This is a genomic window from Sphingomonas daechungensis (assembly GCF_039543105.1).
GTDB lineage: Bacteria > Pseudomonadota > Alphaproteobacteria > Sphingomonadales > Sphingomonadaceae > Sphingomicrobium > Sphingomicrobium daechungense.
Window position 1 is genome coordinate 638,304 of record NZ_BAABJC010000001.1, and the last position, 25,830, is coordinate 664,133.

At 63.5% G+C, this 25,830-nt stretch carries 33 protein-coding genes; 20 read left to right on the forward strand and 13 right to left on the reverse strand.

Annotation, left to right across the window (positions count from 1 at the left end):
- Window positions 1-448: 448 nt before the first annotated feature.
- From ABD928_RS03260 to ABD928_RS03285, 6 genes are read left to right on the forward strand one after another with little or no spacing between them, the layout of a single operon-like run.
- Window positions 449-2,761, forward strand: a complete 2,313-nt coding sequence (locus ABD928_RS03260) for an ATP-dependent helicase (protein WP_345166042.1) — start codon at window positions 449-451, stop codon at window positions 2,759-2,761.
- Between the two features lie 50 nt (window positions 2,762-2,811).
- Window positions 2,812-3,210: an ArsR/SmtB family transcription factor gene (locus ABD928_RS03265; protein WP_187714409.1), complete on the forward strand. Its 399-nt coding sequence runs from the start codon at window positions 2,812-2,814 to the stop codon at window positions 3,208-3,210.
- Window positions 3,207-4,166: an MBL fold metallo-hydrolase gene (locus tag ABD928_RS03270; protein ID WP_345166046.1), complete on the forward strand. Its 960-nt coding sequence runs from the start codon at window positions 3,207-3,209 to the stop codon at window positions 4,164-4,166. The genes ABD928_RS03265 and ABD928_RS03270 overlap by 4 nt, the downstream gene beginning before the upstream one ends.
- On the forward strand, window positions 4,166-4,597 hold the full coding sequence (locus tag ABD928_RS03275; RefSeq protein ID WP_345166048.1) for a YeeE/YedE family protein: 432 nt from the start codon (window positions 4,166-4,168) through the stop codon (window positions 4,595-4,597). The genes ABD928_RS03270 and ABD928_RS03275 overlap by 1 nt, the downstream gene beginning before the upstream one ends.
- Window position 4,598: 1 nt before the next feature.
- Complete coding sequence (locus tag ABD928_RS03280; RefSeq protein ID WP_345166051.1) at window positions 4,599-5,048, forward strand: DUF6691 family protein; 450 nt, start codon at window positions 4,599-4,601, stop codon at window positions 5,046-5,048.
- Window positions 5,048-5,833, forward strand: coding sequence for a sulfite exporter TauE/SafE family protein (locus tag ABD928_RS03285; protein WP_345166054.1), 786 nt, complete (start codon window positions 5,048-5,050; stop codon window positions 5,831-5,833). Before ABD928_RS03280 ends, ABD928_RS03285 begins: the two co-directional genes overlap by 1 nt.
- Before the next feature lie 104 nt (window positions 5,834-5,937).
- Here ABD928_RS03285 and ABD928_RS03290 read toward each other — a convergent pair whose 3' ends face one another.
- The 4 genes from ABD928_RS03290 to ABD928_RS03305 form a co-directional block, all read right to left on the reverse strand.
- A complete protein-coding gene (locus ABD928_RS03290) occupies window positions 5,938-6,072 on the reverse strand; it encodes a hypothetical protein (RefSeq protein WP_345166057.1) in 135 nt (44 codons plus the stop codon).
- Between the two features lie 105 nt (window positions 6,073-6,177).
- The gene (locus tag ABD928_RS03295) at window positions 6,178-7,473 is read right to left on the reverse strand and encodes a metal-dependent hydrolase family protein (protein WP_345166059.1); all 1,296 of its coding nucleotides are present in this window, start codon (window positions 7,471-7,473) and stop codon (window positions 6,178-6,180) included.
- A 182-nt stretch (window positions 7,474-7,655) separates the two neighbouring features.
- Window positions 7,656-7,883 (reverse strand): hypothetical protein, encoded by a 228-nt coding sequence (locus tag ABD928_RS03300; RefSeq protein ID WP_187714412.1) that lies wholly within the window; start codon window positions 7,881-7,883, stop codon window positions 7,656-7,658.
- 87 nt (window positions 7,884-7,970) lie between these two features.
- Window positions 7,971-8,177: a cold-shock protein gene (locus ABD928_RS03305; RefSeq protein ID WP_187714413.1), complete on the reverse strand. Its 207-nt coding sequence runs from the start codon at window positions 8,175-8,177 to the stop codon at window positions 7,971-7,973.
- Between the two features lie 401 nt (window positions 8,178-8,578).
- Between ABD928_RS03305 and ABD928_RS03310 the strand changes: the two genes are divergently transcribed.
- Window positions 8,579-9,502, forward strand: coding sequence for an outer membrane protein (locus tag ABD928_RS03310; protein ID WP_187714414.1), 924 nt, complete (start codon window positions 8,579-8,581; stop codon window positions 9,500-9,502).
- Window positions 9,503-9,563: 61 nt separating this feature from the next.
- On the opposite strand, the gene ABD928_RS03315 is transcribed toward ABD928_RS03310, so the two are convergent.
- Both ABD928_RS03315 and ABD928_RS03320 read right to left on the reverse strand, forming a co-directional pair.
- On the reverse strand, window positions 9,564-11,165 hold the full coding sequence (locus tag ABD928_RS03315) for a sulfotransferase family protein (protein WP_187714415.1): 1,602 nt from the start codon (window positions 11,163-11,165) through the stop codon (window positions 9,564-9,566).
- 33 nt (window positions 11,166-11,198) lie between these two features.
- The gene (locus tag ABD928_RS03320; RefSeq protein ID WP_345166066.1) at window positions 11,199-11,384 is read right to left on the reverse strand and encodes a hypothetical protein; all 186 of its coding nucleotides are present in this window, start codon (window positions 11,382-11,384) and stop codon (window positions 11,199-11,201) included.
- Between the two features lie 176 nt (window positions 11,385-11,560).
- On the opposite strand from ABD928_RS03320, the gene ABD928_RS03325 reads away from it, so the two are divergent.
- Window positions 11,561-12,025, forward strand: a complete 465-nt coding sequence (locus ABD928_RS03325; protein ID WP_187714417.1) for a PilZ domain-containing protein — start codon at window positions 11,561-11,563, stop codon at window positions 12,023-12,025.
- Between the two features lie 66 nt (window positions 12,026-12,091).
- Complete coding sequence (locus ABD928_RS03330) at window positions 12,092-12,457, forward strand: bleomycin resistance protein (RefSeq protein ID WP_187715920.1); 366 nt, start codon at window positions 12,092-12,094, stop codon at window positions 12,455-12,457.
- Here the strand turns inward: ABD928_RS03330 and ABD928_RS03335 are convergent.
- On the reverse strand, window positions 12,403-12,795 hold the full coding sequence (locus ABD928_RS03335; protein ID WP_187714418.1) for a hypothetical protein: 393 nt from the start codon (window positions 12,793-12,795) through the stop codon (window positions 12,403-12,405). The genes ABD928_RS03330 and ABD928_RS03335 overlap by 55 nt on opposite strands.
- A 131-nt stretch (window positions 12,796-12,926) precedes the next feature.
- Here ABD928_RS03335 and ABD928_RS03340 point away from each other — a divergent pair, with 131 nt between their 5' ends.
- From ABD928_RS03340 to ABD928_RS03360, 5 genes are all read left to right on the forward strand, one after another.
- Window positions 12,927-13,253, forward strand: coding sequence for a GNAT family N-acetyltransferase (locus tag ABD928_RS03340; protein WP_345166072.1), 327 nt, complete (start codon window positions 12,927-12,929; stop codon window positions 13,251-13,253).
- A gap of 56 nt (window positions 13,254-13,309) precedes the next feature.
- Window positions 13,310-14,338: a sulfotransferase family protein gene (locus ABD928_RS03345; protein WP_345166074.1), complete on the forward strand. Its 1,029-nt coding sequence runs from the start codon at window positions 13,310-13,312 to the stop codon at window positions 14,336-14,338.
- A 54-nt stretch (window positions 14,339-14,392) separates the two neighbouring features.
- Entirely contained in the window at window positions 14,393-14,947 is a 555-nt protein-coding gene (locus tag ABD928_RS03350; protein WP_345166077.1) for a hypothetical protein, read from the forward strand.
- 93 nt (window positions 14,948-15,040) lie between these two features.
- The gene (locus tag ABD928_RS03355) at window positions 15,041-15,592 is read left to right on the forward strand and encodes a L,D-transpeptidase family protein (RefSeq protein WP_187714422.1); all 552 of its coding nucleotides are present in this window, start codon (window positions 15,041-15,043) and stop codon (window positions 15,590-15,592) included.
- 10 nt (window positions 15,593-15,602) lie between these two features.
- The gene (locus tag ABD928_RS03360) at window positions 15,603-15,788 is read left to right on the forward strand and encodes a hypothetical protein (protein WP_345166080.1); all 186 of its coding nucleotides are present in this window, start codon (window positions 15,603-15,605) and stop codon (window positions 15,786-15,788) included.
- 336 nt (window positions 15,789-16,124) lie between these two features.
- Here ABD928_RS03360 and ABD928_RS03365 read toward each other — a convergent pair whose 3' ends face one another.
- From ABD928_RS03365 to ABD928_RS03375, 3 genes are all read right to left on the reverse strand, one after another.
- Window positions 16,125-16,994, reverse strand: coding sequence for an MBL fold metallo-hydrolase (locus ABD928_RS03365; RefSeq protein WP_345166084.1), 870 nt, complete (start codon window positions 16,992-16,994; stop codon window positions 16,125-16,127).
- 31 nt (window positions 16,995-17,025) lie between these two features.
- Window positions 17,026-17,181, reverse strand: a complete 156-nt coding sequence (locus tag ABD928_RS03370; RefSeq protein WP_187714423.1) for a hypothetical protein — start codon at window positions 17,179-17,181, stop codon at window positions 17,026-17,028.
- 180 nt (window positions 17,182-17,361) lie between these two features.
- A complete protein-coding gene (locus ABD928_RS03375) occupies window positions 17,362-17,874 on the reverse strand; it encodes a hemerythrin domain-containing protein (RefSeq protein ID WP_187714424.1) in 513 nt (170 codons plus the stop codon).
- Between the two features lie 58 nt (window positions 17,875-17,932).
- On the opposite strand from ABD928_RS03375, the gene ABD928_RS03380 reads away from it, so the two are divergent.
- On the forward strand, window positions 17,933-18,187 hold the full coding sequence (locus ABD928_RS03380) for a hypothetical protein (RefSeq protein WP_345166089.1): 255 nt from the start codon (window positions 17,933-17,935) through the stop codon (window positions 18,185-18,187).
- A gap of 3 nt (window positions 18,188-18,190) precedes the next feature.
- On the opposite strand, the gene ABD928_RS03385 is transcribed toward ABD928_RS03380, so the two are convergent.
- Window positions 18,191-19,510, reverse strand: a complete 1,320-nt coding sequence (locus ABD928_RS03385) for a serine hydrolase domain-containing protein (protein WP_187714426.1) — start codon at window positions 19,508-19,510, stop codon at window positions 18,191-18,193.
- A gap of 145 nt (window positions 19,511-19,655) precedes the next feature.
- Between ABD928_RS03385 and ABD928_RS03390 the strand changes: the two genes are divergently transcribed.
- Genes ABD928_RS03390 through ABD928_RS03405 form a run of 4 tightly spaced genes read left to right on the forward strand, consistent with a single transcriptional unit; the run spans window position 19,656 to window position 22,745 of the window.
- Complete coding sequence (locus tag ABD928_RS03390; RefSeq protein ID WP_345166092.1) at window positions 19,656-19,943, forward strand: hypothetical protein; 288 nt, start codon at window positions 19,656-19,658, stop codon at window positions 19,941-19,943.
- A complete protein-coding gene (gene pyrF, locus ABD928_RS03395; protein WP_187714427.1) occupies window positions 19,940-20,641 on the forward strand; it encodes an orotidine-5'-phosphate decarboxylase in 702 nt (233 codons plus the stop codon). Before ABD928_RS03390 ends, pyrF begins: the two co-directional genes overlap by 4 nt.
- A 26-nt stretch (window positions 20,642-20,667) precedes the next feature.
- Window positions 20,668-21,525, forward strand: a complete 858-nt coding sequence (gene accD / locus ABD928_RS03400) for an acetyl-CoA carboxylase, carboxyltransferase subunit beta (RefSeq protein ID WP_187714428.1) — start codon at window positions 20,668-20,670, stop codon at window positions 21,523-21,525.
- Complete coding sequence (locus ABD928_RS03405) at window positions 21,525-22,745, forward strand: bifunctional folylpolyglutamate synthase/dihydrofolate synthase (protein WP_187714429.1); 1,221 nt, start codon at window positions 21,525-21,527, stop codon at window positions 22,743-22,745. The genes accD and ABD928_RS03405 overlap by 1 nt, the downstream gene beginning before the upstream one ends.
- On the opposite strand, the gene ABD928_RS03410 is transcribed toward ABD928_RS03405, so the two are convergent.
- The gene (locus ABD928_RS03410) at window positions 22,742-24,112 is read right to left on the reverse strand and encodes an AmpG family muropeptide MFS transporter (protein ID WP_187714430.1); all 1,371 of its coding nucleotides are present in this window, start codon (window positions 24,110-24,112) and stop codon (window positions 22,742-22,744) included. The two genes, ABD928_RS03405 and ABD928_RS03410, sit on opposite strands and share 4 nt — an antisense overlap.
- 108 nt (window positions 24,113-24,220) lie before the next feature.
- Here ABD928_RS03410 and ABD928_RS03415 point away from each other — a divergent pair, with 108 nt between their 5' ends.
- Window positions 24,221-25,360: an aromatic ring-hydroxylating oxygenase subunit alpha gene (locus ABD928_RS03415; RefSeq protein WP_345166099.1), complete on the forward strand. Its 1,140-nt coding sequence runs from the start codon at window positions 24,221-24,223 to the stop codon at window positions 25,358-25,360.
- Here the strand turns inward: ABD928_RS03415 and ABD928_RS03420 are convergent.
- Window positions 25,357-25,788, reverse strand: coding sequence for a response regulator (locus tag ABD928_RS03420; RefSeq protein WP_187714431.1), 432 nt, complete (start codon window positions 25,786-25,788; stop codon window positions 25,357-25,359). The two genes, ABD928_RS03415 and ABD928_RS03420, sit on opposite strands and share 4 nt — an antisense overlap.
- Window positions 25,789-25,830: the final 42 nt, after the last annotated feature.

Genomic DNA, 25,830 nt, shown 5'->3' on the forward strand with positions numbered 1-25,830 from the left:
GTCTTTCAACTATCGTCGCCTGGTCCGAAAACCAAAACAATCCGATGTTCCGCGGCCCTTCTTGGGTCGACCACTCTTGCGTCTCGCTTTGCTCTTCCGACCGAAGTCTTCCGAACCGCGTCGCGCTAGAGGAAGATCAACTCTTCCGGCGCCTCTTCCCGACTGGCCCCGCGATCCTCCGAGGAGTTTCACATTGCCTGTCGGCGGAGATCGGTCCTTCCGTCACTCGCCGCTCCTTCCTGCCGTTGCCGGCGCTCCGGTGAGGCGGGGACTTCCGTCCCGATCACCCTTGAACAATGCACCTCGCCGCCGAGTCGGGGAAGCGAAAAATACGTGCTCAAGCCTGTGGATAACGGGGATATCGGTAACAAAGGTTAGAACGTTTCGTGACTCTTTCGAGTCGTCCGAAAAAGTTGCCGTTCCGTTCCCCCTAACCTACCTCAGGTCCGTGCCTGAATCGCCGTCCAACCTGCCCGACTCGCCCGATCCGAGTCGCGAAGCCCCCTGGCTCGCCGGCCTCAACCCGCCGCAGCGGGAGGCCGTGCTCACGACCGAGGGCCCGGTGCTGGTCCTCGCCGGCGCCGGCACGGGCAAGACCTCCGCCCTCACCGCCCGCCTCGCCAACCTGATCGCGACCCGCAAGGCGTGGCCCAGCCAGATCCTCGCGGTCACCTTCACCAACAAGGCCGCGCGCGAGATGAAGGAGCGCATCGCCAAGATCAGCGGCGGAGCGATCGAGGGCATGCCCTGGCTCGGCACCTTCCACTCGGTCGCCGCGCGCATGCTCCGCAGCCATGCCGAGCTCGTCGGCCTCCAATCCAACTTCACCATCCTCGACACCGACGACCAGCTCCGCGTCCTCAAGCAGCTGATCAGCGCCGCCAATCTCGACGAGAAGCGCTGGCCCGCGCGCCAGCTCGCCGGCCTCATCGACCGCTGGAAGAACCGCGGCTGGACCCCGAAGGAAGTCGACCTCGGCGAAGCGGAGGCATTCGGCCCCGGGCGCGGGCGCGAGCTTTACGCCGCCTACCAGGACCGCCTGCGCACATTGAACGCCTGCGACTTCGGCGACCTGCTGCTGCACATGCTGACCATCTTCCGCACGCACCCCGACGTGCTGGAAAGCTACCGCGATCGCTTCCGCTACATCCTCGTCGACGAATATCAGGACACCAACCAGTCGCAGTATGCCTGGCTGAGGCTCCTCGCCGAGCCGCGGCGCAACCTGTGCTGCGTCGGCGACGACGACCAGTCGATCTATTCCTGGCGCGGGGCCGAAGTCGCCAACATCCTCCGCTTCGAAAAGGACTTCCCCGGCGCGAAGATCGTCCGCCTCGAACAGAACTACCGCTCCACCTCCCACATCCTCGCCGCCGCCGACGGCCTCATCGCCAACAATTCCGGCCGCCTCGGCAAGACGCTCTGGACGGACAAGGGTGACGGCGAAAAGGTCAAGGTCGTCGGCATCTGGGACGGCCCGGAGGAAGCGCGCCGCATCGGTGAGGACGTCGAGGGCTTCCAGCGCCGCGGGCTCAGCCTCGACGACGTCGCCATCCTCGTCCGCGCCCAATTCCAGACCCGCGAGTTCGAAGAGCGCTTCATCGCGATCGGCCTGCCCTACCAGATCATCGGCGGCTTCCGCTTCTACGAGCGCGCCGAGATCCGCGACGCCCTCGCCTACCTCCGCCTCATCCACCAGCCCGCCGATGACCTCGCGTTCGAGCGCATCGTCAACCAGCCCAAGCGTGGCCTCGGCGACAAGGCGTTGGCCACCATCCACGCGCACGCGCGCGCGACTCAGGAGCCCCTGCTCATCTCCGCCGCGCGGCTGCTCGACACCGACGAGCTTCAGGCCCGCGCCCGCTCCAGCCTCGGCCGCTTCGTCGCCGACATCCACCGCTGGAAGCAGATGTCGAACGAGCTACCTCATGCCGAGCTCGCCCGCATCATGCTCGACGAAAGCGGCTACACCGCCATGCTCCAGGCCGACCGCAGCGCGGAAAGCGCCGGCCGCCTCGAAAACCTTGCCGAGCTCACGCGCGCGATGGAGGAGTACGAGACCCTCCCCGCCTTCCTCGAGCATGTCAGCCTCGTCATGGACAATGACGAGAACCGGCAGGGCGAGAAGGTCACCATCATGACCATCCACGCCGCCAAGGGGCTGGAGTTCGACGTCGTCTATCTGCCCGGCTGGGAGGAAGGCATCTTCCCGTCGCAGCGCGCGCTCGATGAAGGCGGCCTCGCCAGCCTCGAGGAGGAGCGCCGCCTCGCTTACGTCGCCATCACCCGCGCGCGGAAAAAGGCGACGGTCATGCACGCCGCCAACCGCCGCATCTACGGCCAGTGGACCAGCTCACTCCCCAGCCGCTTCGTCGGCGAGCTTCCCGACGAGCACATCGAGACGGAAACGACCATGTCCGGCGGCGAGAGCCTGTGGCGAGCGCAATGGAGCGAGCGCGCCGACCCCTTCGCCCACCTCGGCCCCGCCCAGTCGATGCGGGCGTCGACGCGAGGCCCCGGCTGGCAGCGAGCAAGCCAGGGCGGCCGCTTCAACCGCGACCCGGCCCGCGTGATCGAGGCGAAGGCCTCGGCGGTATCCTTAGGCAACCAGGGCCGCACCGACCTGGAGCTCGGCCAGCGCGTGTTCCACGGCAAGTTCGGCTACGGCAAGATCGTCGCGCAGGAAGGCAACAAGCTCGAGATCGAGTTCGAGCATGCGGGGTTGAAGAAGGTGTTGGATTCGTTCGTCAGCGCAGGCTGAATTAGACACACATGATTGTATATGAACAATCACTAAATTAGTGACTGCTAATGGATAAAGTAGTCGCCATATCCCCTTCCGAAATGACCGCTAATGCGGCCAAGGCCGCGGCGCTACTGAAGATGCTCGCCAACGAGAATCGGCTGCTAATCCTCTGCCATCTCATTGCTGAGGAAGAGATATCGGTCGGCGACCTTACGTCGCGAATTGGCCTAAGCCAGTCCGCACTCTCGCAGCATTTGGCAAAGCTTCGGGACCAAGGCTTGGTCGCGTTCCGACGCGAGGCCCAAACTCTTTTCTACAGGGTCGGTGACGAACGTGCGGCTCAGGTGCTGATCCTGCTTCATAAGATGTTTTGCTCGAAGGAAGGTGGCGACCCTTCGTGGAAATCACCTAATGCGGACAAGCAGCCAGCACGGCAGATGGGCCCAAAAGGAACCCGCCCATGAACGTTCCAGCGAATCTGATCCAGCGCAACGACGCGGCCGTTCACTTCGGACGTGCGGAAACTCAGGTCGAACAAGCGCTCCAGAGCGACATCCATCGCCCCGTCGTTCGCACCTTCTTCGACGAGCCGACTTTCACTGCGACCCACATCGTGCACGATCCTGCGACGAAGGCGGCAGCCATCGTCGATAGCGTGATGGATTTCGACGAGGCAGCAGGACGCACATCCTTCGAAAGCGCTGACCGGATCATCGATTACGTCAAGGCGGAGGGCCTGACCGTCGAATGGCTGCTGGAGACCCACGCTCATGCCGATCACCTGTCGGCGGCGCCTTATCTTCAGCAGAAGCTGGGAGGAGCCCTCGCGATCGGCGAGGACATCCGCAGCGTTCAGGAAGTGTTCGGCAAGATCTTCAACGAGGGCACAGAATTCGCGCGTGACGGATCGCAGTTCGACAGGCTTTTCGCCGATGGAGACAAGTTCAGCCTCGGCGGAATCCCAGCAATCGCGCTCCATGTTCCCGGGCACACGCCGGCCGATATGGCCTACGTGATCGGCGATGCTGCCTTCATTGGCGACACACTCTTCATGCCCGACTACGGCACCGCGCGAGCCGACTTCCCCGGCGGCGACGCACACCGGCTGTTTCGCTCCATCCACCGGCTACTCGAACTTCCGGACGAAACCCGCCTGTTCCTGTGCCACGACTATAAGGCCCCGAACCGCGATGAATTCGCCTGGGAGACGACCGTCCGCGCTGAGCGATCGAGCAACGTGCACGTCCACGAAGGCGTCGACGAAGACGCTTTCGTGGCCATGCGCACCGCGCGTGATGCGACGCTCGACATGCCGCGCCTGATCCTGCCTTCGGTGCAGGTGAACATGCGAGGCGGCCATTTGCCCGAGCCGGAATCGAACGGCACTCGCTACCTCAAACTGCCGCTCAACCTGCTATAATGCTGGAACCGCTCCCCGTTGCATTTGCCGTCTTCGGCGGATTGCTGATCGGCGCTGCAGCTGCACTGCTTCTTTTGCTCACGGGCCGGATTGCCGGTGTTAGTGGAATGTTCGCTACGGTAGTCCGGATCGCGGATGCAGGACCGCCGTGGCGACTGGCTGCTGCTTTCGTGATCGGTCTTCCGGTTGGAGCGATTGTGGCTTCGACGTTGATCCGCCAGCCGCAGATTGAAGTGACCTCGTCGGTACCGGTGCTGATCGCTGCGGGACTGCTCGTCGGTTTCGGCACACGCCTCGGGAACGGATGCACAAGCGGGCACGGCGTCTGCGGGATCGGCCGCCTTTCATTTCGCTCAATCGCCGCGACCCTCGCCTTTATGGCAGCCGCGGCCGCCACGGTATTCGTCACTCGACATTTGATGGGAGCCTGACTTGCGCACAGTCCTTCCAGCCCTGGCGTCCGGCATTCTGTTTGGTGCCGGCCTCGCGGTATCGGACATGATCAATCCGTCTCGCGTGTTAGGGTTTCTGGACCTCGCCGGGTCTTGGGATCCAACCCTTGCCTTCGTGATGATCGGGGCCGTGCTTGCGTCAGCCATCGGGTACGTCGTTTCACGGCGATTGAGGGCACCGATTTTCGGACGCAGCTTCTTCATCCCGGAAAACCGTCAGCTTGACAGTCAGCTGATCGGTGGAGCGGTCTTGTTCGGGATTGGCTGGGGAATGGTCGGGTTCTGCCCCGGCCCGGCCATCGCCGGACTCGCCTTCGGAATGTGGCAGGCGTGGCTGTTCGTTGCAGCAATGATCATCGGGATGTTCCTGCACCGCGTCGTTGCGGGTCTGCGCCGAATGAGCCCGATGCATTCGCCGACTGACGCCTGATGCTGGAGACCTCCCAGTACATTCTCGGCGCGTTTTCAGGCGGTCTCGTCGGCTTCGTGCTTGGCTTGGTTGGCGGAGGCGGCTCGATCCTCGCCGTTCCACTCATGGTTTACCTAGTCGGCGTCTCCAATCCGCACGTGGCCATCGGCACCAGTGCTTTCGCCGTCGCCGCCAATGCAGCCACCGGACTTGCGAGCCATGCCCGGCATGGCCACGTTAAATGGAGGTGCGCTGCAGTTTTCGCCCTCGCCGGAATTGCCGGCGCAGCGGCCGGGTCAACGCTCGGAAAGAACTTCGACGGCCAAAAGCTGCTCTTCCTGTTCGCGCTGGTCATGATCGCGGTCGGCATCCTCATGCTCAAACGTCGAGGTCATGCCGGCGACGCCGGAGTCCGGCTGGGACGCGAAAACGCTCCGAAACTCGTTGCTTACGGGCTCGGAGCGGGGCTCTTCTCTGGATTCTTTGGAATAGGGGGCGGCTTCCTGATCGTGCCTGGCTTGATCGCGGCAACGGGCATGCCAATGCTCAACGCGGTCGGCTCGTCGTTGGTCGGTGTAACTTCCTTCGGCCTGACGACGGCCGGAAACTACGCCATTTCCGGGCTGGTCGACTGGCCACTCGCCGTGGCCTTTATCGCCGGGGGGCTGGGAGGCGGCATCGTCGGAACGCGCGCAGCTCGCCATCTTTCCGCAAAGCGGGACGCGCTAACCCTCGTCTTTGCAATCCTAATCTTCGCCGTCGCCACCTACATGCTTTGGCAAACGGCCGGTCAATTTCTCTCCTAGATCGGAAAAGGCTGTCCTACAGCCTTAGTTCTATGATCCAATATGGTTCATGGGCCCGTTTTTCACGAACCAGTCAATTTCACTTCCGGACGATGCCCGCGCCATTAAGGCTGGACGGCGGAAAGGCAGATCGCCTTCATCGGGGCGCTGGCCGAAACCGCGAATGCACTGCCCTCAGTGCGAACATTGGGACCATTCGCGCCCGCTTCTCCCGCGCCCGGCACGGTCAATTTGGTCAACTTCCCCTCTGGCAAAGCTGACGCTCGCTGGCTTTCGAACGGCCCCGACGCCCTCTCGGCGCGCGGATATCCGTCGCGCCCCGTGGCGTGGACGCACAAGCGCCGTCAGGTCGTTTCCTTGAAGACCTTGCCGTCCTTCATGATGACGGAGAAGTTGGCCGGGTTCCCGACCAGGTCGACGTTGGCGAGCGGGTTGCCGTTGACGAGCAGCAGGTCGGCCAATGCGCCCTCCTGAACCACGCCGAGCTTGCCTTGATAGGGCGAGCGCAGGCCGGACAGCGCCAGCAGCTCCGCATTGTCGTGCGTCACCATCTTCAGGATTTCCGCAGACGTGAACCACGGCTTCAACCGCAGGATGTACGCGTTCTGCTGCGCGTTGAGCTCCGGCTCGAACAGGAAGTCCGTGCCCCAGGCGAGCTTGACGCCAAGCCGCTTGGCCATCGGCCACAGCCGGGCCTGGCCCTCGATCACGGGCTTGCGCTTCTCCCGCCGCTGCGGGCTCATCGCGTCGGTGCTTTCGACCAGGTTCTGGCTCGACAACCAGATGCCGCGCTCCGCCATCAGCCGGAGCGTGTCTTCGTCGAGGAGCTGTCCGTGCTCAATGCACTTGACGCCCGCCTCGATCGCCCGCCGCACCGCCCGCGACGTATAGGCGTGAACCGTGACGTACGTGCCCCAGTCCTCGGCGGCGTCCACGGCCGCCTTCATCTCGTCCAGCGTGTATTGGGTCACGTCCACCGGGTCGTAGTCGGACGACGTCCCTCCGCCCGCCATGACCTTGATCTGGCTCGCCCCGAACCGCAGCGCCTCGCGGGTTGCCGCAAGGACCTCGTCGCGCCCGTCGGCGATGTAGCCGGCGCCCATCAGTTCGGCACGCGACGCCTTGCCTGTCCACCGGCGCGGTCCCTCGTCCGGGGTGCGATAGTCGCCATGCCCTGCGGTCTGCGAAATGGTCGGGCCCGATGGCCAGATCCGGGGACCACTGACCCGGCCCGCGTCGATCGCCTGCTTCAGCTCGAAAATCGGCCCGCCGACGTCCCTGACCGACGTGAAGCCGCGCATCAGCGTGCCGGTCGCGTTGGCGGCCGCGGCCTTGCCGACTTTCTCGGGCGTCAGATCGGGCGAGGCCATCTGCTGCTGGGTCAGCGCCCCGAAGGTCAGGTGGACGTGAACGTCGATCAGGCCCGGCATCAGCGTGCGGCCGCGACCTTCGATGACCTTGGCACCGGATGTCGATCGGACCTGGGGGCCAATCGAAGCGATGTGATTGCCGCGAACCAGGACGTTGGTCGGTCCCGACAGGCTCGGCCCGACGCCGTCGAACACCCTGACGTTCCGGAACAGGACCTCGGTCTCGAGCGGTGGCGTGCCTTGCGCGCTGGCGATTGATGGAAACGCCAACGCAAATGGCGCGAGGAACGATATCCATCTTGATGGAGGCGTTCGCAGGTTCATCGCAATCTCCACGAAGGAAAGACGAGAACTGGCGGGTCGCGAGCACTGTCGAACCGCTTCGCCGAGCTATCCCTTCCGCGAAGCTGCCACAATGTAGGCTATGTGCTTAATGGACGCTGCGAGGCGGTTCAGTCCGCGCTTTGCAAGTTACGTTCCGCCTTTGCCGCGGCTTCCAGCGCACGCATGTGCTCGGACCGTTCGGCCCTGGCCGCCATCTGCATCCAGGCAGCTTCGGCGCGCAGGCAGCGGTCGCGGACATTGTCCAGCGTGGCGGCATCCGCTTCGGAACGAGCCTGCTCGGCGCGGAGCAGGTAGACCTGCCGCTCCTTGGAATGCGGTTGGGAAACAACGGTCATGATCAAAACTCCTGGGCTCCCGCAGCCCGCTCCGCGCGTGGCGGAACGGGCCGAAGGTCCTCCCGAGGACGGGAGGGAAATGCGTACTTAGGCGGACTGAAGGTTGACCGCGCTGGTCTTGCCGCGACGGTCCTGCTCCAGCTCGTAGCTGACGCGCTGGTCCTTCTGCAGCGTGCGCAGGCCCGCGCGCTCGACTGCCGTGATGTGGACGAAAGCGTCCGTGCCGCCGTCTTCCGGGGCGATGAAGCCGTAGCCCTTTTGGTCGTTGAAAAACTTTACGGTGCCGATTGGCATGAGTGTCATTCCTTCCTGGAGGACCGCCGATCGGTCCTCTCCCGCTAGGAGAGGCGAATAGAAGGAATAAGGAGCCGCAAAGCGCCTGAAGACCGTTCGATTGCGACTGATAGCGAGGGCTAGATAGGCCTTTTCACGGCAAATGTAACCTTGCGGACAATCCGTGCCTGATGTGCGCGGCTCGCGGGCCCCACAGCTACCGCGTCATAATCGATGCTCATGCCGCCATAAATCGCGGGATTCCGTACTTTTCTTTGTACTGTAACCTAAACGATGTTAATGCCGATGCATCGGGTCCGTTCAGTTCGGTCATCCGCAAACGGGGGTTTGCCCGCAAGTCGCGTTCATCCAACAAATGGTGGGCCGCAGGCACGCGCGTCCATGACCAGAAGGAGGGCACGTTGCGAAAATATCTACTGGCTGCCGCTGCTGCGGCGGCAATTGCCTCACCGGCCGCGGCTCGCGATGGCAGCGGTTATTTCGGAGTTGAGGGCGGCGCCCTCTTCCCGAAGGACAAGTCGGCCGTGTTCGCGGGCAACTTCTCGTCCTCCGAAGGCTTTTCCTACGACTTCATCGCCGACTACAAGACGAACTATAAGACCGGCATCGATCTCGACCTCATCGCGGGTTACGATTTCGGCATGTTCCGCCTCGAAGGCGAAGTGGGCTGGAAAAAGGCCAAGCACGGCAGCTACGACAATGCGACCCTGGTTGCGGACAGCAGCGAGGGCAGCACGTATACCTACGGACCGTACGATATCGACGCCGACGGCCGGACGACGGTTCTGTCCGGCATGGTCAACGCCTTGCTCGATTTCGGCGACGAGAACGGCCTCAGCTTCTATGCGGGCGGCGGTATTGGATACGCCTCCGTCAAATATAAGCTGGCGGTCAGCACGACAGCGACCAGTCCGGCGACGGTCGTCGACGCGGCGTCCGGATCGATCAAGGACAGCGGCCTCGCCTGGCAAGCCATCGCGGGCATACGCTATGCGATATCGCCCAACATCGACCTCGGTCTGAAGTATAGATACTTCCAGGGACCGAGGGTGAAGGATGCCTACACCTTCGATAATGGGATCCTTGCGGGCGCCGCGGCCTTTGATGCAGGAAGGTTCCAGTCGCATAGCGTGCTGGCGAGCCTGATCTACAACTTCGCGTCGCCGGCACCGCCGCCGCCGCCTCCACCCCCGCCACCTCCGCCGCCTCCGCCGCCGCCGGCGACGCAGACGTGCCCGGACGGATCGGTGATCCTGGCGACCGAGGCCTGCCCGGCTCCGCCGCCTCCGCCTCCTCCGCCGCCACCGGCGCCGGAACGCGGCTGACTTTAGTCAGGCGTGAAATGAAATCGGGCGGGGTGGGAAACCACTCCGCCCTTTTTCTTGACTAGCTGTCCCAGTTTTCGAGGGCTGGCCCGAGCGCATCCTTCAGCTCGCCTAACCAGGGCTCGTAGTTCCGCCAGACGTCGACGCCGTCACGGTTGATGGGCCGCCGAACCTGCTCTGCACTCGGCGTGCGCACTGCCCTTCTGTTGGAATGGAACTCCATGCAGGCCGGATCGAACGGGACACCGATGTAATCCAGCATCCGCCGCACTTCAGGCTCCGGTTCCTCGATCAGCCGTTCGTTGAGGACATGGTGGATCGCTCCCGGCTGAACCGTCTCGAAATGCCGCATGAAGCGCCAGTAATTGAAGTAGAACTCCCCGATCGCTCGCAGGCTGTAGGAAAAGGTCACCCCGGTCGCGTAATTCTGTTTGAAGTTCGAAAAGCCGCACGCCATCGGGAAGCGCCGCGCATCGATCATCTTCGCGTTGGGAAGCGCAAGTCGGATCAAGGTTGCGTTGATCCAGTTGCCCGGCATCTTGTCGACGAAAAATGGCTTGTCGGTGTGCCGGAACGGCCGTGTCCGCTCCACATACTCCTCGCCGATCGCCTTGATCTCCGATGCGTCGAGCGCGGCAATCGCCTCGCCCACCGTCTGCCCCGTCGACCGCCGCAGCCGCGAAGCTAGCGCATTCAGGACCGGCAGCTCCGACGTCCCTTCGATCTGTGGATGGCTGGCGAGGATCTGTTCGATCAGCGTCGATCCCGACCGGTGTAGGCCGAATACGAAAATCGGGTCGGACGCCGGACAGCCGGCACCGCGGAACCGTTCGAAGATCTCCGGTGTGCAGTGCTCGATTGCATCCTCGACCGGTGCATCGATGGGCACGGACTCCGGATCGATCTGGCTGGTGCGGATGACGTTCCCGGCAAGGTAATGGCGGAACGAAGATTCGAAGTTGCGCTGGTCTTCATACGCTTTTCCGAGCGCGAAATGGATGTGGAGCGCTTCGTCGGGAGTAAGCTTGCGGCCGAGCGCCTGGTGCATCTGCGCAATGTCAGGCGCGGTAAAGCGATAGGACTTGAAGTTGGCGAGAGTCCAATACGCCTGGCCCATCGTCGGCTCGATCTTGGTTGCGCGCTTCAGGGCCTTCACCGCTTCATCAGTCCGCCCCGCTGTCTTCAGCGCGTTGGCGAGGTTCATCCAAGTCCCGGCTCGGTTCGGCTGCTGGCGAAGCATGCGCTTGTAAGTCCCGATCTGCTCATCGTGCATGCCGAGCAGGCCGAGCGTCCGGGCCTCCATCCCGCTGACTTCGATCCGTGAGCGGAAGTCGGCGGGAAGCTCTTCGAACTCCTTTAGCGCGAGCGCGGCGCCGGCATGCTTCTGAAGGTGTTCGATCAACGCCAACCGCCTGTCCGGCGACGGGTCGGCCGACACGGCGCGACGCAGGAGAACTGTCGCATCCTCCACGCGAGCATCCTCTGCGGCAATCTGCGCAAGGACGGTCAGAGCATCTGCGTCAGTCGGGTCTTCGATCAAGCGGTCGCGCAGCAGCATCTGCGCCTTGGCCCGATCGCCCGCGCGCAGAGCGGCCGCGGCGAAATTGAGCGCGACCTTCGACTTTGCGGAGCGGCCCCTAAGCGACAGCGGATTGGCGAACATACCACCGGAATGGATACTCGCCGCACCCGCCTGTCAACTTCGGCTGAAAGCTTCCCGCGCCTTTCGTTCGGCAATGATTTCGGCGTCGATTGCCATCGCCTCGAACTTCGCCGCGATCTGCGGGTTGGAGAGCCGCGCCGCCATGCGGTGAAAGCGGTCTGCCCGCTCGCGATAATCCTCGGCCGGAAGATCCTCTACCGGCATCTTGTACCAGCGCATCTGACGTTCCCGGCAGTTCTGCGGGACCGTTTCGCTCAAGCAGACCGGGTTTCACATACGGTGATGTACTTAGGGTCCAGGCTTCGAGATTTATCCACCGGAATATCATTCGCATCGGCCCGGATTGTAAGGTCTTGTTTACTGCAATCCGGTCACTTGAAGGCCGGAGGTGGCGTATGACAATTCAAGCCCGGCTGGAGACTTTGAAGACGACGTCGAGGCGGACGTCACCACGCCGGAAGCTGAGCCTGAGCGCGTCGCTTCCATCGAGCGGAATGCCCGTGGTGATCCACGACATCTCGACGACTGGCGTGCTTCTGCAGACGGCGGCCAAGCTGGAACCGTTCGACGATTTCGAGATCGACCTACCCGCAATCGGCGCAACCAGCGCGTTCGTGGTCTGGAACAGCGGCGAATACTTCGGATGCGAATTCGCGAACCCCGTTTCTCGTGCGGCGGTCAGCGCGGCACTTCTCCGCAGCCCGATCGTGAAGCCCGACACGGCAGTAGCGGTCGAAGAAGAAAGCGAGGTCGATGACCCGCCTGACGACCGCTTCGCCCTCGGAACGCGACTGAGAGCGATTCTGGGCATTTCGATCGCGCTCTGGGCTGTCATCCTCTGGCTGGTGGGCGTGCTGTAGCCGGGCGGCGTTTGCCATGGCTGCATGAAGCGCTATCCGATCATTGCAACGGTCGCGGGAAGGTCAATCATGGATCACGCAACGCCGAACCTCCCATCTCGCGATTTCGAGGCCACATCGCAATTCTATGTCCGGCTCGGTTTCGAGGAGACGTGGCGCGACCGCGGCTGGATGATCCTCAAGCGCGGCGGGCTTGCGCTGGAGTTCTTCCTCTACCCCGACCTCGATCCACTCGAGAGTTCGTTCGGATGTTGCCTGCGGCTCGACGACGTCGCGAGCTTCTACGAGACTTGCAGGGAAGCGGGAATTCCGGAGGCTCGAACCGGCCTGCCCCGGCTTCAGCCGCCCAAGGTCGAAGCGAGCGGGCTGACCATCGGTTACATGGTCGACCTGGATGGCACCCTGGCCCGGCTCGTCCAGAATTCGTCCTGATCCTCGATCGCGGGCCGCTCCACGGCTTGGGCAAAGCGGAAGGCACTGCGGGACGATCCGGCCTGTGGGCATTCGGACAGGCTGGCGAGCTCGCTCAGCGGCTGGCCGCCCCGCTCCGTCGTCAGGAAGTACCGGCCCGTTCGAAGATGCTGCCGCGCACTGACCCACACGCTCTCGCCGTCATCGTCGACAACCCAAAGCTGGTTATCGGGAGACGCGTCCAGCCAGCGCATCGTTTCGTCGATCGAGTAGATCTGGCCGGCGAAGCCGACGGATTCGATCAGGCAGTCCGGATGCGCGCGGTCGCGCCGGATGGACGTCACCTGGTAACGAGACATCGACACCTCCTCGGTCCGCGGATCGACTCAGCACGAGCGGCACTTCTGTTTCATTATGGCACAGTAACAATTGTTATCGCAACTCCGCCGCAAGCCTGGCGGGAGTCCGGGACCGCAGCTAAGTCTGCGCAATGCAATCAAATCATTTGAGAATCCGCGACAATGCCGACCTTCACCGGTTCGAGATTGACCTCGGCAACGGCAGCCGGGCTTTCGCGCAATACATGCTCGGTCACGGCAAGATCGTCTTCACACATACTGAGGTTCCGAAGGATCACGAGGGGCAAGGGATCGGCACTGCGTTGATCCGGTTCGCGCTCGACGCGGCCCGGGATCGCGGCCTCAAGGTTGTTCCGACCTGCCCATTTTTCGCGGATTATCTGAAGAAGCATCCAGACGTTCAGGATCTGCTGACTGAAGACTGGAAGCAACGTCTGGGTGTGGTTTCTCCCGATTGACACGATTGCCAAAAGCTGGACCCCTTTTTGCCTCAAATCCCTTCTAGCAGAGGCACATGGCGACAACCGCACCTTCCGTTCCCAACTGGCCGTCGCAGCGCTTCGCCTGCATCGTCGGAGCGCCGCGGTGCGGAACGACGACGCTTGCCCGTCTGCTCGAAAGTCATCCCGAGGTCAGTTTCTCAAGTGTGAAGGAGCCGCATTACTTCGCGCTGTTCGATCTCGACGATCTCGACCAGGATGAGCTGAAACAGACTGTCGCCGACGAATATCTGGCGCGTTACTTTCATGACGTCGATCCGGATGCCCAGGTGATGGCAGAGGGATCGGTTTCCTACCTGTACGCGCCCGAGCGCCTGCTGCCGTTGCTGCGGCTTTGGCCCGACGCCAAGTTCATCATCGCCGTGCGTGACCCGATCCAGCAGCTGCCGTCGTTCCACCAACGGCTTGTCCACCAGGGCGACGAGACGGTGGAGGACTTCGAAGAGGCCTGGCGGCTGATCGACGAGCGCCGCTCAGGCCGGAAGATCCCGCGAACCTGCCTCGACGCGCGCCAGCTCCAGTATGACGAGGTCGCCCGGTTCGGGAAGCATGTCGGTCGCTTCTTCGACGTTGTCGGCCGCGATCGTTGCCACGTCGTCGTCTTCGACGATCTGCGGGCCGATCCGGCAAAGGCCTATGCGGGCGTTCTCGATTTCCTCGACCTGCCTCCGGCGCCGATGCCGGAAAACTGGAACCCCCGCCCGCGCCGGGGCGTGAAGGTGAAATGGCTGCAGCGCCTGCTGAAGCGGCCGCCGATCGCCCGCACCGTTCTGGCCGGGCCGCAGTTCCGCAAGCGGATCGCCGCCAAACCGCAGCGAAGGCCGCCGGCACCGCTGCGCGCAATCATGTCGGCTCGCCGGGCCCTGCTGGAATGGAATCGCACCGATCCTCCGCCTGTGCGCCTCAGTCCGTCCTTCGCACAGGAAATCCGCGAGGCCTTGCGCGATGACGTTGCGAAGCTCTCCGCCCTCCTCGATCGCGATCTCAGCCACTGGCTTGGGTCAAGTGACAAGAAGAGCGCGTCCTACGATCAGGCCGCCTGACGGAACCGCCACTGAGCTGTCGCAGTTTCGGCACTGCGTGACGGAGGGCTGACCATGTCCGACCAGGCTCGAAAATACATCATCCGGACCTGCGGCGTGCTGATCGTCCTGCTCGCGGCGGGCGCGGCGTTGCTACCGCTGGAGCGTGGTTTGCCCGGACGCCTGGTGGTCGGTTGGCTGCTGGTTGCCGCAGGAGCGATCGAATTGGTGGCGGCAATGGCCCGCCGGGTTCACTGGCCAAGCGGAGCGATCGCCGCGGCTGCAACAATGCTCGCCGGATTCAGGCTGGCGTTTGACGAGGACGCCAATTTCTTCCCGGTGCTCAACATGGTCATACTATGGCTGGTCATTCGCATGGCGGCGCTGGCCTTCGCCGCAAGCCGGTCGATGCCGCCGCTGCGAGGCTGGTTGAGGGTCGTCGCGGCCACCGATTTCCTGCTCGCCGTGATGCTTCTCGCGGGCATTCCAATCGCGCTCATTGTCTACGGCCTGTTCGGAACCACCAGCGAGATCATCGCCACATTCGCGTGGGTCCTGGCCATCAGTTTCGTCGTCAACGGGGCTTTCCTGTTCGCCGCCGCACCGATCGAAGCGAGCGAACGCGAATGAGGCGCAATCGCGGAAAACGGCCGTAGCAAGGAACCCGACTCGGCCGAAAAGCATTGTTCCGGCCAAAGTCAATAATTGAAAAAGAGCATTGTTATGAGGAAGCTAGCGCGTGCGCTTGCGGCTGTGGCCGTCTGCGCTCTTAGTGTCCCCACCGTCCCGGCCGTCGCTTCGGTCGAAACCGTCGAAGCGCAAATGACTGCGGCGAGCGCCGCGTCGATCGCCCGCCAGGACATGTTCGACGCCTTCGGCGAAGCGGACATCAAGCCCGGACAGTATCTGTGGCGCGACGTCCCGAAAAGCGCGGGCGAAGAGCGGGTGGTGATCAGCCTGTCGGATCAGATGGCCTATCTGTATCGCGGCGAGACCATCGTCGCGGCGGCGTCGATCTCGACTGCGAAGCCGCCGAAGATCACGCCGACCGGTATCTTCACGGTGCTGGAGAAGCGCCCGATGTACCGGTCGAAGAAGTACGACAACGCGCCGATGCCGTTCATGCAGCGCATCGACGACTACGGCATTGCCATGCACGCCGGATACAATCCGGGCGAGCCGGCTTCACACGGTTGCATCCGCATGCCGTCCAAGTTTGCGGCCAAGCTGTACCAGGTGACCGGCGTCGGGACGCCGGTCCTGATCGGCGCCTGACGGTCCGATCATGGACGACAAGGTCTACGACGAGCCCAGTGAGGTGGAGGCGGAGGACGGCGTCGTGGTCGTCAACGGCCCCGACGCCGTCGACGTGCAGCTCACCCCCGAGGCGGCCGACGAAATCTCCGAACGGCTGATCACTGGCGCGATGAAGGCGCGCGGACAGCGTTACTTCTCCGATCGCAAGAAATGAAAAGGGGCCGCTGTGCGGCCCCGGCAAGTATTCGGAAGGTGACGAAACGAAAGCCGTCCGGGTGGAGGGTGGGGTGTCAGGCTCCCGCCCCATCACCTTCCGATGCCTGCGCCGCGATCTTTGAGGATCGCAACGCAAGGTAGGCGCGGAACGTCTGAAGCCTGCGCGCGCAAGCGGGTTCGTTCTTTCGAAACTCCCCCACCAACGACAGGCCGACTCTTTGAACGCCCCGAGTCGCGCTTACCCAAGGCCGGAGGATATCATGAATTTCAGAGGAGTCGGACTCTTCTGTGCATAAGTCAGTGGATGGGCGTCGTTTTTGCCCAGCCGCCACCCTCACGCAGTCTTCACGCGCACCGGGATCCGCAGATAGGAGACGCCATTTTCTTCCGCCGGCGGCATGCGTCCGGCACGGATATTCACCTGGATCGACGGCAGCAGAAGCTTCGGGGTCGAAAGGGTGGTGTCACGCTCCTCGCGCATCGTCACGAACTCGTCCTCGGTGACGCACGCGGTCAGATGCACGTTCCGACGCTGGTCCGCGACCGTCGTCTCCCAGCGATACTCGTCGCGGCCCGGAGCCTTGTAGTCGTGGCACATGTAAAGCCGAGTGTCCGGCGGTAAGGCGAGCAGCTTCTGGATCGATCGATAAAGCTGGCGGGCATCGCCGCCCGGGAAATCCGTTCGCGCCGTGCCGTAGTCCGGCATGAACAAGGTGTCGCCGACGAACACGGCATCGCCGACTCGATAACTGACGTCCGCCGCCGTATGGCCCGGCGTCGCAATCACCTCGATCTCCAGCTCTCCGAGAGCAATCCGGTCGCCATCGTTCAGCAGCAGGTCGAAATCGCTTCCGTCGACCTTGAGGTCGTCGGCTGAGAACATCGGCCGGAACACCTTTTGCACGTCCCGAATCTTCGCCCCGATCCCGATCCTCGCGCCGGTCTTCGCCTTGAACAGCGGCGCGGCAGACAGGTGATCGGCATGAGCATGCGTCTCGAGCACATGAGTGACAGTCAGCCGGTTGGCGGCGACCGCTTCGAGCACCCGTTCCGCGGACTGCGTATCGACCGTGCCGTCCACTGGATCGTAGTCGAGCACTGGGTCGATCACGACCGCCTGCCGGCTCTGGGGGTCCCAAATCAGGTAGGTAATCGTGTTCGTTTGGTCGTCGAAGAAACCGCGGATTTCCGGCACGTCGCTCATGGAAGATTAGAGGCTCCCTCGAGCCGCAAAATCAAGGGCGCTCGTCGAACTCTTGCGCGGTCCGGCCCGCGTGCAGGTCGGCGAGTTCTTCGTGACGGCGGCGGATATCGGGATCCGTCGCATTTTCCGCCAGTTCGCGGCATTGCTGCTCACGATGACGATGATAGGCCAACTGATCGAAGGTCATGGCCAACTCCAGCTTACAAGCGTCAGCTTTGTCATGCTGTCAGGGCGCCGTGCCTGAGGGATACGAGGCGCCGATAAACATGCGTTAGCACGTCCCGGCCGCTGCACCTAATCCTCCTCCGGAAAGCGGTCGCGCTACCGCAACAGCCGGCGCGTTCCGGAGGAGTCGTCGTTCTTCCGCTTAGATTTGCACTTCTTCGAGCGTGGTGGTCTCAGGCGCCGGCAGTCCCGAGTTTCTGATTTCCTGCTGAAGCTCTTCCTTCCGCATAGCCATCCGCTCGCCAAGTTCCTTGACGTCGACGTCGGCTGCCCGCGTTTGGGCGAACAAGCCTTCCTTGGGCTTCTCTTCTTCCTCGACGTGGTGCTCGATTTCTTCCTTCAGCACCTTGACCTTGGCGTCGTAGAATTCGTCCGACGGTTCGCCGGCCTCGATCTCGGCGATCAGGACTTTCGCGGCGTCATGTTCGACGAAGCTCTCCTTCACCAGGTCGTCGTCGACCTTCCCTTCCACTGCCGGATAGAAGATTTCCTCCTCCAGCATCGTGTGGATGGTGAGTTCCTTGCAGATTTCGAGCGCAAGCTTCTGCTTGCGGCCGTCCCCGCGCGCTTTCTCGAACTGTTCGAACAGGTCTTCGACCTTACGATGATCTTCTTTCAGGAGCGCGATGGCATCCTGAGACTGGGCACTGGCCATTGGTGGTCCTCCTTCTTTCGGGAGTGAAACCAACCGTTTGCCTCGGTGTTCCTGAAGCGTGCGTCACGAAAAAGGTAAAGCTACGGGCACGGACCGCGTGGACTGGAAAGGGATCGGGTACCTGACCTCGATTGCGAGCGTGGTCTTTCTCGGCGCGGTCGCCTGGCCGGGTCCTGAAGAGCCCGATTGGGTGCTGCCCGCGCTCATTGCAGGCATGGTCCTGTCAATCCTCGGCATGGGCTTCCGCTACATGTCGCATCTGCAGGAACGGCGCGAGATTCGGGAAGCGAAGGCCGAGGCCCGCCGAAGCTGAAGGTCAGCCGCGCACGCGCTTGCGTTCCCGGCCGCCGCCGTCGCCGCTCGACACCTCGTCGTCGTTTTCCGCGCGAGCGATCGTCCTCGGATCGCCTCCGGTTTTGTCGAGTTCCAGCCAGTCGCGGAACGGCAGGTGATAGATCATGTCCATCACCTCGAACTCCAGCCCGCCCGGCTGGCTCGTATTGCTGTTCCACAGCGCAACCACGCCGCTCTTCTTTTGCGGGTCGAACAGGATCAGCGAGCGGTACCCGGCAACGCCACCGCGGTGCCCGACGATGTGATGGCCGGCATAGTCGTAGCTGCGCCAGCCGTAGCCGTAGTCGGCCTCACCAAGTCGCTCGAGGAACTTGCGCATGCGGCCCCGCTCGCCCGGCGTCTTCACCAGCGGCGCGTGGACGGTGTCGAGCACGCCTTGCGACAAGACGTCCGGCATCTCGCCCATCTGCGCGAGCATCCACAGCGACATGTCCTTGATGTTGCTGTTGACGCCCCCGGCGGCCGGGACGCGGTAATAGCTGTCGTTCAGCTTGATCGGCCGGCGCGCAGCGTCGTGCGGCTTGGCCCAGCTCCTGGCACCGGTCAGGCCGCTCATCGACACCGACGCCTGGGTCATGCCGATGGGGTTGAACAGATACTGCATCACCGCCTTTTCGTACGGCAAGTGCGTAATGCCCTCGACCAGCTCCGACGCGCCGTCGTAGGCGACGTTCTGGTAGCTCCAGCACGTTCCCGGCGGGCAGATCAGGTTCAATTGCGAAAGGCTGGCGCGGAGCAGCTTGGTGTCCTGCCCTTCCTCGAGCTTGTTATCGTAGGCATTACGATAGAGCCCAAGCCGGTGGCTCAGCATGTCACCCACGGTCGCGCGATATTCCGCGCCCGCCGGCAGCTTCAGCGAAGGCACGTAGGTCGCGACCGGTCCGCTAAGGTTGACCTTGCCCTCTTCGGCGAGCTTGGCGACCATCGATCCCGCGACACCCTTCGAAACCGAGGCCCAGCGGAAAATCGTGTCCGGCGTCACGCGCTCCCCTGAGCCTGCCTCGGTCTCCCCATATCCCTTCAGGAACGTGATCCGGCCGTTCTCGACCACCCCGACCGCGAGGCCGACCATCGAGCGCTTTTCCGCGAGCTGTTGAAGCCGCCGGTCGAGCGAAGCGTAATCGACGTCCTTGCGAGCATCTGTCGACAGCGATGCGAGACGAACGTGGGATTTCGGGATGGTGTGCGCCGCGGGCTTCGGGTCCTCCGGCGAACGCATTGCGAATGCAGCCGTCGCAAGCAGCGCGAATGCGCCGAGCCCTAAGATATGCGGCTTTTCCACCAGTTACTCCCCACCACCAACGCCGATGTGACCGTGGAGTCCATTCCGCTCAACGACTCTCGCTCCCTCCTGCGGCGAAGCGGGCGGGGTCCACGACGAACGACCTGCTGGCCATCGCCGTCCGCCTCGCTTAAAGCCGCACGCGATGCAGTTCCTGAAGACCTTGATCTGGGTCGTCATCGCAGTCTCGCTGGCGCTTCTGGCCAGCGGCAATTGGCATGACGTCACGCTGAACCTGTGGGGCGATATCCAGATCGACATCAAGATCCCGGTCCTGATGGCAGTGATGTTCCTGCTGGGGTGGCTACCGACCTATCTCATCTATCGTGCACAATCCTGGCGGCTTCGCGGGCGGGTGGAAAGCCTCGAGCGCCAGCAGGCCGTCTTGCGCGAAGCCCCCACGGCTCCGGTGGAGGATGCGCCGGTCATATGAGCCCGGTCTTCGTTGCGATCGACACGCCCGATCTCGAGCGAGCACGGACGCTGGCGGAAAGCGTTCGCGGTCATGCCGGTGGCGTAAAGCTCGGGCTCGAGTTCTTCTCCGCCAACGGGCCCGCAGGCGTTCTCGCAATCAAGGACCTCGACCTTCCCGTCTTCCTCGACCTGAAGTTCCACGACATTCCGAACACCGTCGCGAAGGCCGTTGAGGCGCTGCAGGCGATCGAGCCTACGGTTCTGACAGTCCACGCGGCTGGCGGACGCGCCATGCTGGAAGCTGCCAAGGCTGCGGCTGCGCCCAGTACGAAGGTGGTCGCGGTCACGGTGCTGACCAGCCTGGATGGCAGCGATCTCCATTCCATCGGGGTAGCGTCGGAGCCTCGCGAACAGGTCGAACGGCTGGCACAGCTGGCGCGGTCGGCCGGGTTGGACGGGATCGTCTGCTCCGGAGCCGAGGTCGCGGCTGCAAAGGCCGCGTGGCCAGACGGCTTCTTCGTTGTTCCCGGCGTTCGCCCGGAGGGCGGCGAGGTTTCAGACCAGAAGCGGGTCGTTACGCCGCGCCAGGCGTTGGACGACGGAGCGTCGATCCTCGTCATCGGCCGCCCGATCACCGGAGCTGCGGACCCAATTGCAGCGTTGCGCGAAATCAGCGCATCACTCGAACACAAGACAAGCGCGGCTGTGCAGGCCTGAGCCCCCGCGCAAGACATGAGGCAAATATGAGTTGGTTGAGCAGGGTCCGTAACGGAATCCCCTTCCTGCCGAAAAGGCAGTCGGCGGAAAACCTTTGGCATAAGTGCAAAAAGTGCGGGACGATGGTCTTCACCAAGGAATGGGAAGACAATCTCAGCGTCTGCCCGCGCTGCGACTATCACGATCGCATCGGTGTCCAGGTCCGCTTCGACCAGCTGTTCGACGGCGATTACGAAGTCTTGCCCGCCCCGGAAGTGCGCGAGGACCCGCTGCGGTTTCGAGACAGCAAGCGCTACACCGACCGCATCAAGACGGCGCGCACGACCACGGAAATGCGTGACGCACTCACCAACGCCAAGGGCAAGATTGCCGGCAAGCCTGCCGTTGTCGGCGTCCAGGACTTCGCCTTCATGGGCGGATCGATGGGCATTGCCGTCGGCGCCGCGTTCGTCGCCGGTGTCCGGCGCGCCATCGCCGACAAGTGCCCTTACGTGATCTTCACCGCGGCTGGCGGCGCCCGCATGCAGGAAGGCATCCTGTCCCTCATGCAGATGCCCAAGACGACGGTGGCGCTGGCAGAACTCAAGGACGCCGGACTGCCCTACATTGTCGTCCTGACCGATCCGACCACCGGCGGCGTCACCGCCTCATATGCAATGCTCGGCGACGTCCAGCTTGCAGAACCCGGCGCCCTGATCGGCTTCGCGGGCCAGCGGGTCATCGAGCAGACCATCCGCGAGAAGCTCCCCGAAGGCTTCCAGCGCGCCGAATACCTTCTCGACCACGGCATGATCGACATGGTCGTGCCGCGCAGCGAGCTCAAGGAAACGCTTGGCAAGCTCATCGGCTACCTGACGCCGGAGAGGAAGAAGAAGGCGGCCTGATGCCGGACTTCGCGCGGTCGGACGATCCGGCCGTCCAGGCGCAGCTCGACCGGTTGGCGCAGCTTTCTCCAGGCGGCGACCGCCTCGGCCTCGACCGCATCACCCGGCTGCTCGACCGCCTCGGGCGGCCGCAGGATCGACTTCCACCGGCATTTCATGTCGCGGGCACCAACGGCAAAGGCTCGACCTGCGCCTTCCTTCGCGCGGCGATTGAGGCAAGCGGCCGCACCGTCCACATCTTCACCAGCCCCCACCTCGTCCGCTTCAATGAGCGGATCCGCATTGCCGGCACGCTGATCACCGATGAGCAGCTGGCCGCCTTCCTCTCCGACGTGCTTGATGCGGCGGGAGACATCGACGCCAGCTTCTTCGAGGTCACGACAGCCGTCGCCTTCCTCGCATTCGCGCGAACTCCGGCGGATGCCGCGGTCATCGAAGTGGGCCTCGGCGGCCGCCTCGATGCGACCAACATGATCGACCGGCCCCTCGTCTGCGGGATTGCCGCGCTCGGCATCGACCATCAGCAATTCCTCGGCAACAGCCTGGTCGAAATTGCGGGAGAGAAGGCCGGTATCGCCAAGCCTGGAGTGCCCCTGGTGGTCCTGTCCCAACCTCCGGAGGCGGAAGCCGCAATCCAGCACGTGGCCGACCTGCGCGGTGCGCCGGTTCAGTTAGAAGGTCGCGACTGGACCATCGACCCAACCCTTCGCTCCTCGCTGCTCGGCGACCACCAGGTCCGCAACGCCAATCTCGCCTGGCATATGCTGCGGCAGCAGGACCACATCCCCATCAGCCGAGCCTCATTCCTGAGCGGGCTGACATCAGCCCAATGGCCCGCGCGCTTCCAGGAACTTGCACCAGGGCCGCTGACGCAGGGCGTGGAGACCTGGCTCGACGGCGCGCACAATCCCGAAGCGGCCAAATCCCTCGCGCTCCTGCTCGTCGACCACGGTCCGAAGCACATCATCCTCGGAGTACTTGCCAACAAGGACGCGGACGCCATCGTCGACACGCTAAGGCCGCACGCGCTGTCGTTCACGTTCGTGCCGGTGCCCGATCATGCGCATCACGATCCGCAGGAGCTTGCCAGGCGTTTCGGCGGCCACTCCGCCAACTCGCTTGAGGACGCGCTCAACGACCTGCCGGCACCGCGTCTGATTGCCGGATCGCTATACCTCGCCGGAGAAGCGCTCCGGCTGAACGAGCAAGTTCCCGATTAGCGTTCTTCGGGCAATTCGTCGTCCGAATGGGCGGTCCTCGCGTCCCCCGGCCCTTCGACCCCGGCACTGCCGATCGACTGATCGACCAGGCCGGTGCGCATCATGATCCAAAACAGGATGATGCCGGGCACGGCCGCGGCGGTCGTCATCAGGTAGAAGTTCACGTAGCCCATTGCATCGATCAGCGCACCGGCGGTTGTGCCGGTCAGGAAGCGGCCGACGATGCTCGCCGCAGCCGAAATCAGCGCGAACTGCGAGGCCGTGAACCTCAGGTCACATAGCGCAGAGAAATAGGCGATCACGGTAACGCCGCCGATGCCGCTGGCGATATTCTCGAAGCCGATCGCCCCTGCCATGCCGAGGTTACTGTGACCCGATGCGGCAAGCAGAGCGAAGCTGAAGTTGGAAACGGCCATCAGGATCAGGCTGATAAACACCGATCGCTTCATCCCCAGCCGCGTGTACATCACGCCGCCGATGAACACGCCGATGAGATAGGCCCAGAAGCCGACCCCGACATCGTAGATCGCGATCTCGTCGTTGGTGAAACCAAGGTCGTCGAACAGCAGACGAAGCGTCAGGTTCGCGAGCGTATCGCCGATCTTGTGGAGGAGGATGAACAGCAGCACGAGGAACGCGCCCTGCCTCGAGAAGAACTCCACAAACGGTTTCCAGACGGACTCGATGGTCCGCGCAATTCCCTTCTTCTCGACTGGCTCCCGGTGCCGCTTCGGCTCGCCGTAGATAAGCGCCGTGAGCATCGCGGGGAGCGCGAGTGCGGCGCAGGCCATGTAGGCGGCAGACCAATCCGCTCGCGCCGCGACGACGAGTGCGAGCGCACCTGCTCCGGCCGAGCCGATGCGCCAGCCATATTGCGACATGCCCGATCCGACGCCGAGCTGGCGGGGCTCCAGCGTCTCGATGCGATAGGCGTCGATAACGATGTCGAAGCTGGCGCCAGCGATTCCGACCAGGATGGCCGCGGTGACGACCGCTGAAACACTGGCGGCTGGGTCGACCAAAGCGAGGTTGACCACTGCGGCAATGACCGCCGCGCCTGTCACCAGCATCCATGAAACACGCTGCCCGAGCCGGCCCAATATTGGCAGCCGCACGCCGTCCATGATCCAGGCCCAGAGAAACTTGAAGTTGTAAGCGAGGAAGACCAGCGCGAAGGCTGTGATGGTCGACTTGTCGATCCCGTCCTGCTTCAGGCGCGTCGTTAGCGTCGCGCCGATCATCGCATAAGGGAAGCCCGACGAAACGCCGAGGAAGAAGGCCGCGATGGGCGCCGCTTCGGTATAGGGCCGAACGCCCGCCGGAAGCACCGAACGCCAGCCGCGATCCGCCTCGGTCACTGTCGCCATCAAACCCTCCCCAACTCTTCCGTCATGCTTAAGCAGCCCGCGTCCGACTGAACAGGGGGTGAGCGATTAGGCTTGCGAACGCGTCCGGTCAGGCGCACTTTTCACCGCATGGACATGCCTGCCAAAGCCTCTCGTCCAAGCGAAGGGCAGCGCGCGCTCGCCGAGAAACTGGTCAGCGGGGAAAAACCGGCCGAACCGCGGGTCATCGAGCTCGACGCTTCGGTCTACATTGATCCGCTGCGGTTTGAGCAGGAGCGCCGCGCCATCTTCGAGAAATGGCCGCTGCTGCTCGCCCCGTCGGCGCTATTGCCGGACAACAACACCGCCATCGCCCGTGACGGATACGGCGTGCCGCTGATCATCTCGCGCGACGGCGATGGCAGGGTCCATGTCATGGCCAATGTCTGCCGCCACCGTGGCACGCGCCTGATCGAAAGCGCGGGAGTCGTCTCGTCAAAGCGGATTATCTGCCCCTATCACGCCTGGACCTACGGCTCGGACGGCAAGCTGATGGCAATCCCGCGCGCCGACTGCTTCCCGGGCATCGACAGGGCGGACCGCCCGCTGATGCAGTTCCCGGCTTTGGAAAGCGGCGGCTTCATCTGGTTCGCGCAGGCCCCCGATGCCGACTTCAGCCAGGTCGAAGCGCTTGCCGAGGACATGGAAGCGTTCGGGATGTCCGGCCTCCACCTCTACCGCCGCAAGACCCACCAGGTCGCGTCCAACTGGAAGCAGGTGATGGACGCGTTTCTGGAAAGCTATCACGTCCAGCGCCTCCACGCGGAAACCATCGCGCCATTCTTCACCGACGGAATCGCGGCGGCAGACTTCATCGGTCCGCACCAGCGCGCCATCGTGGGCCGCGCCGACTATCTTTCCGACATCGATCGCGATGATTGGGCTGCGCTGAGGCGGGTGCTGACTTACACCTACGCCTTCTTCCCGACCTCGATCCTGATCGTCAGCCCCGACTACATCAACCTCCTGGTCGTCATGCCGCAGACGGTCGGTACCTGCCTGGTCGAGGATTTCATGCTAATCAATGAGCCGCCCCAAACCCCCCAGGCCGAGGCGCATTGGGAGCGCAGCTGGGAGTTGCTCGACGGCGGGACCTTTGCAGCAGAAGACTTCCGCGCGGCGACCCTATGCCAGCGCGGCATCGAATCCGGCATGGTCAAGACCGTCACCGTGGGCGGGCTGGAGGACGGCATTGCCGTCTTCCACCAGCGGCTCGGATCGCTGCTCTAGCCTTCGGGAGTAAACAGTTCGACGCCCTTGGGCGGCTTCGCGCCCTTCCCCGACAGGCGCTTGTCGACCGCCTCCAGCGCGAGCTTCAGCGTCCGCTCCGAATAGGGCTTGGTGATGCAGCCGAGCGCTAGCTGAACCGACTCCGGCGGAAGTTCGTGCCCGGTCGAGAACACGATCGGCACACCGCGCCTCTTGGCCGCATGGGCGAGGTCCAGCCCCGTCCGCTCCCCCGACAGTCGATAATCGCTGAGGACCAGGTCGACCTGCTCACTGTCCAGGCGCTCGATCGCATCCTCGAAGCTGTCGAGTGTCGCCACGACCTCGTAGCCGAGGTCGCCAAGCATGACTTCGTTGTCGAATGCCGTCAGCGGCTCATCCTCGACGATGAGAATTCGATTGACGATCCGTTTGCGCTTCCCGAACAGCATCAACTCTCCGATATCATGGCTTCGCCCCCGCAACGAACGAAA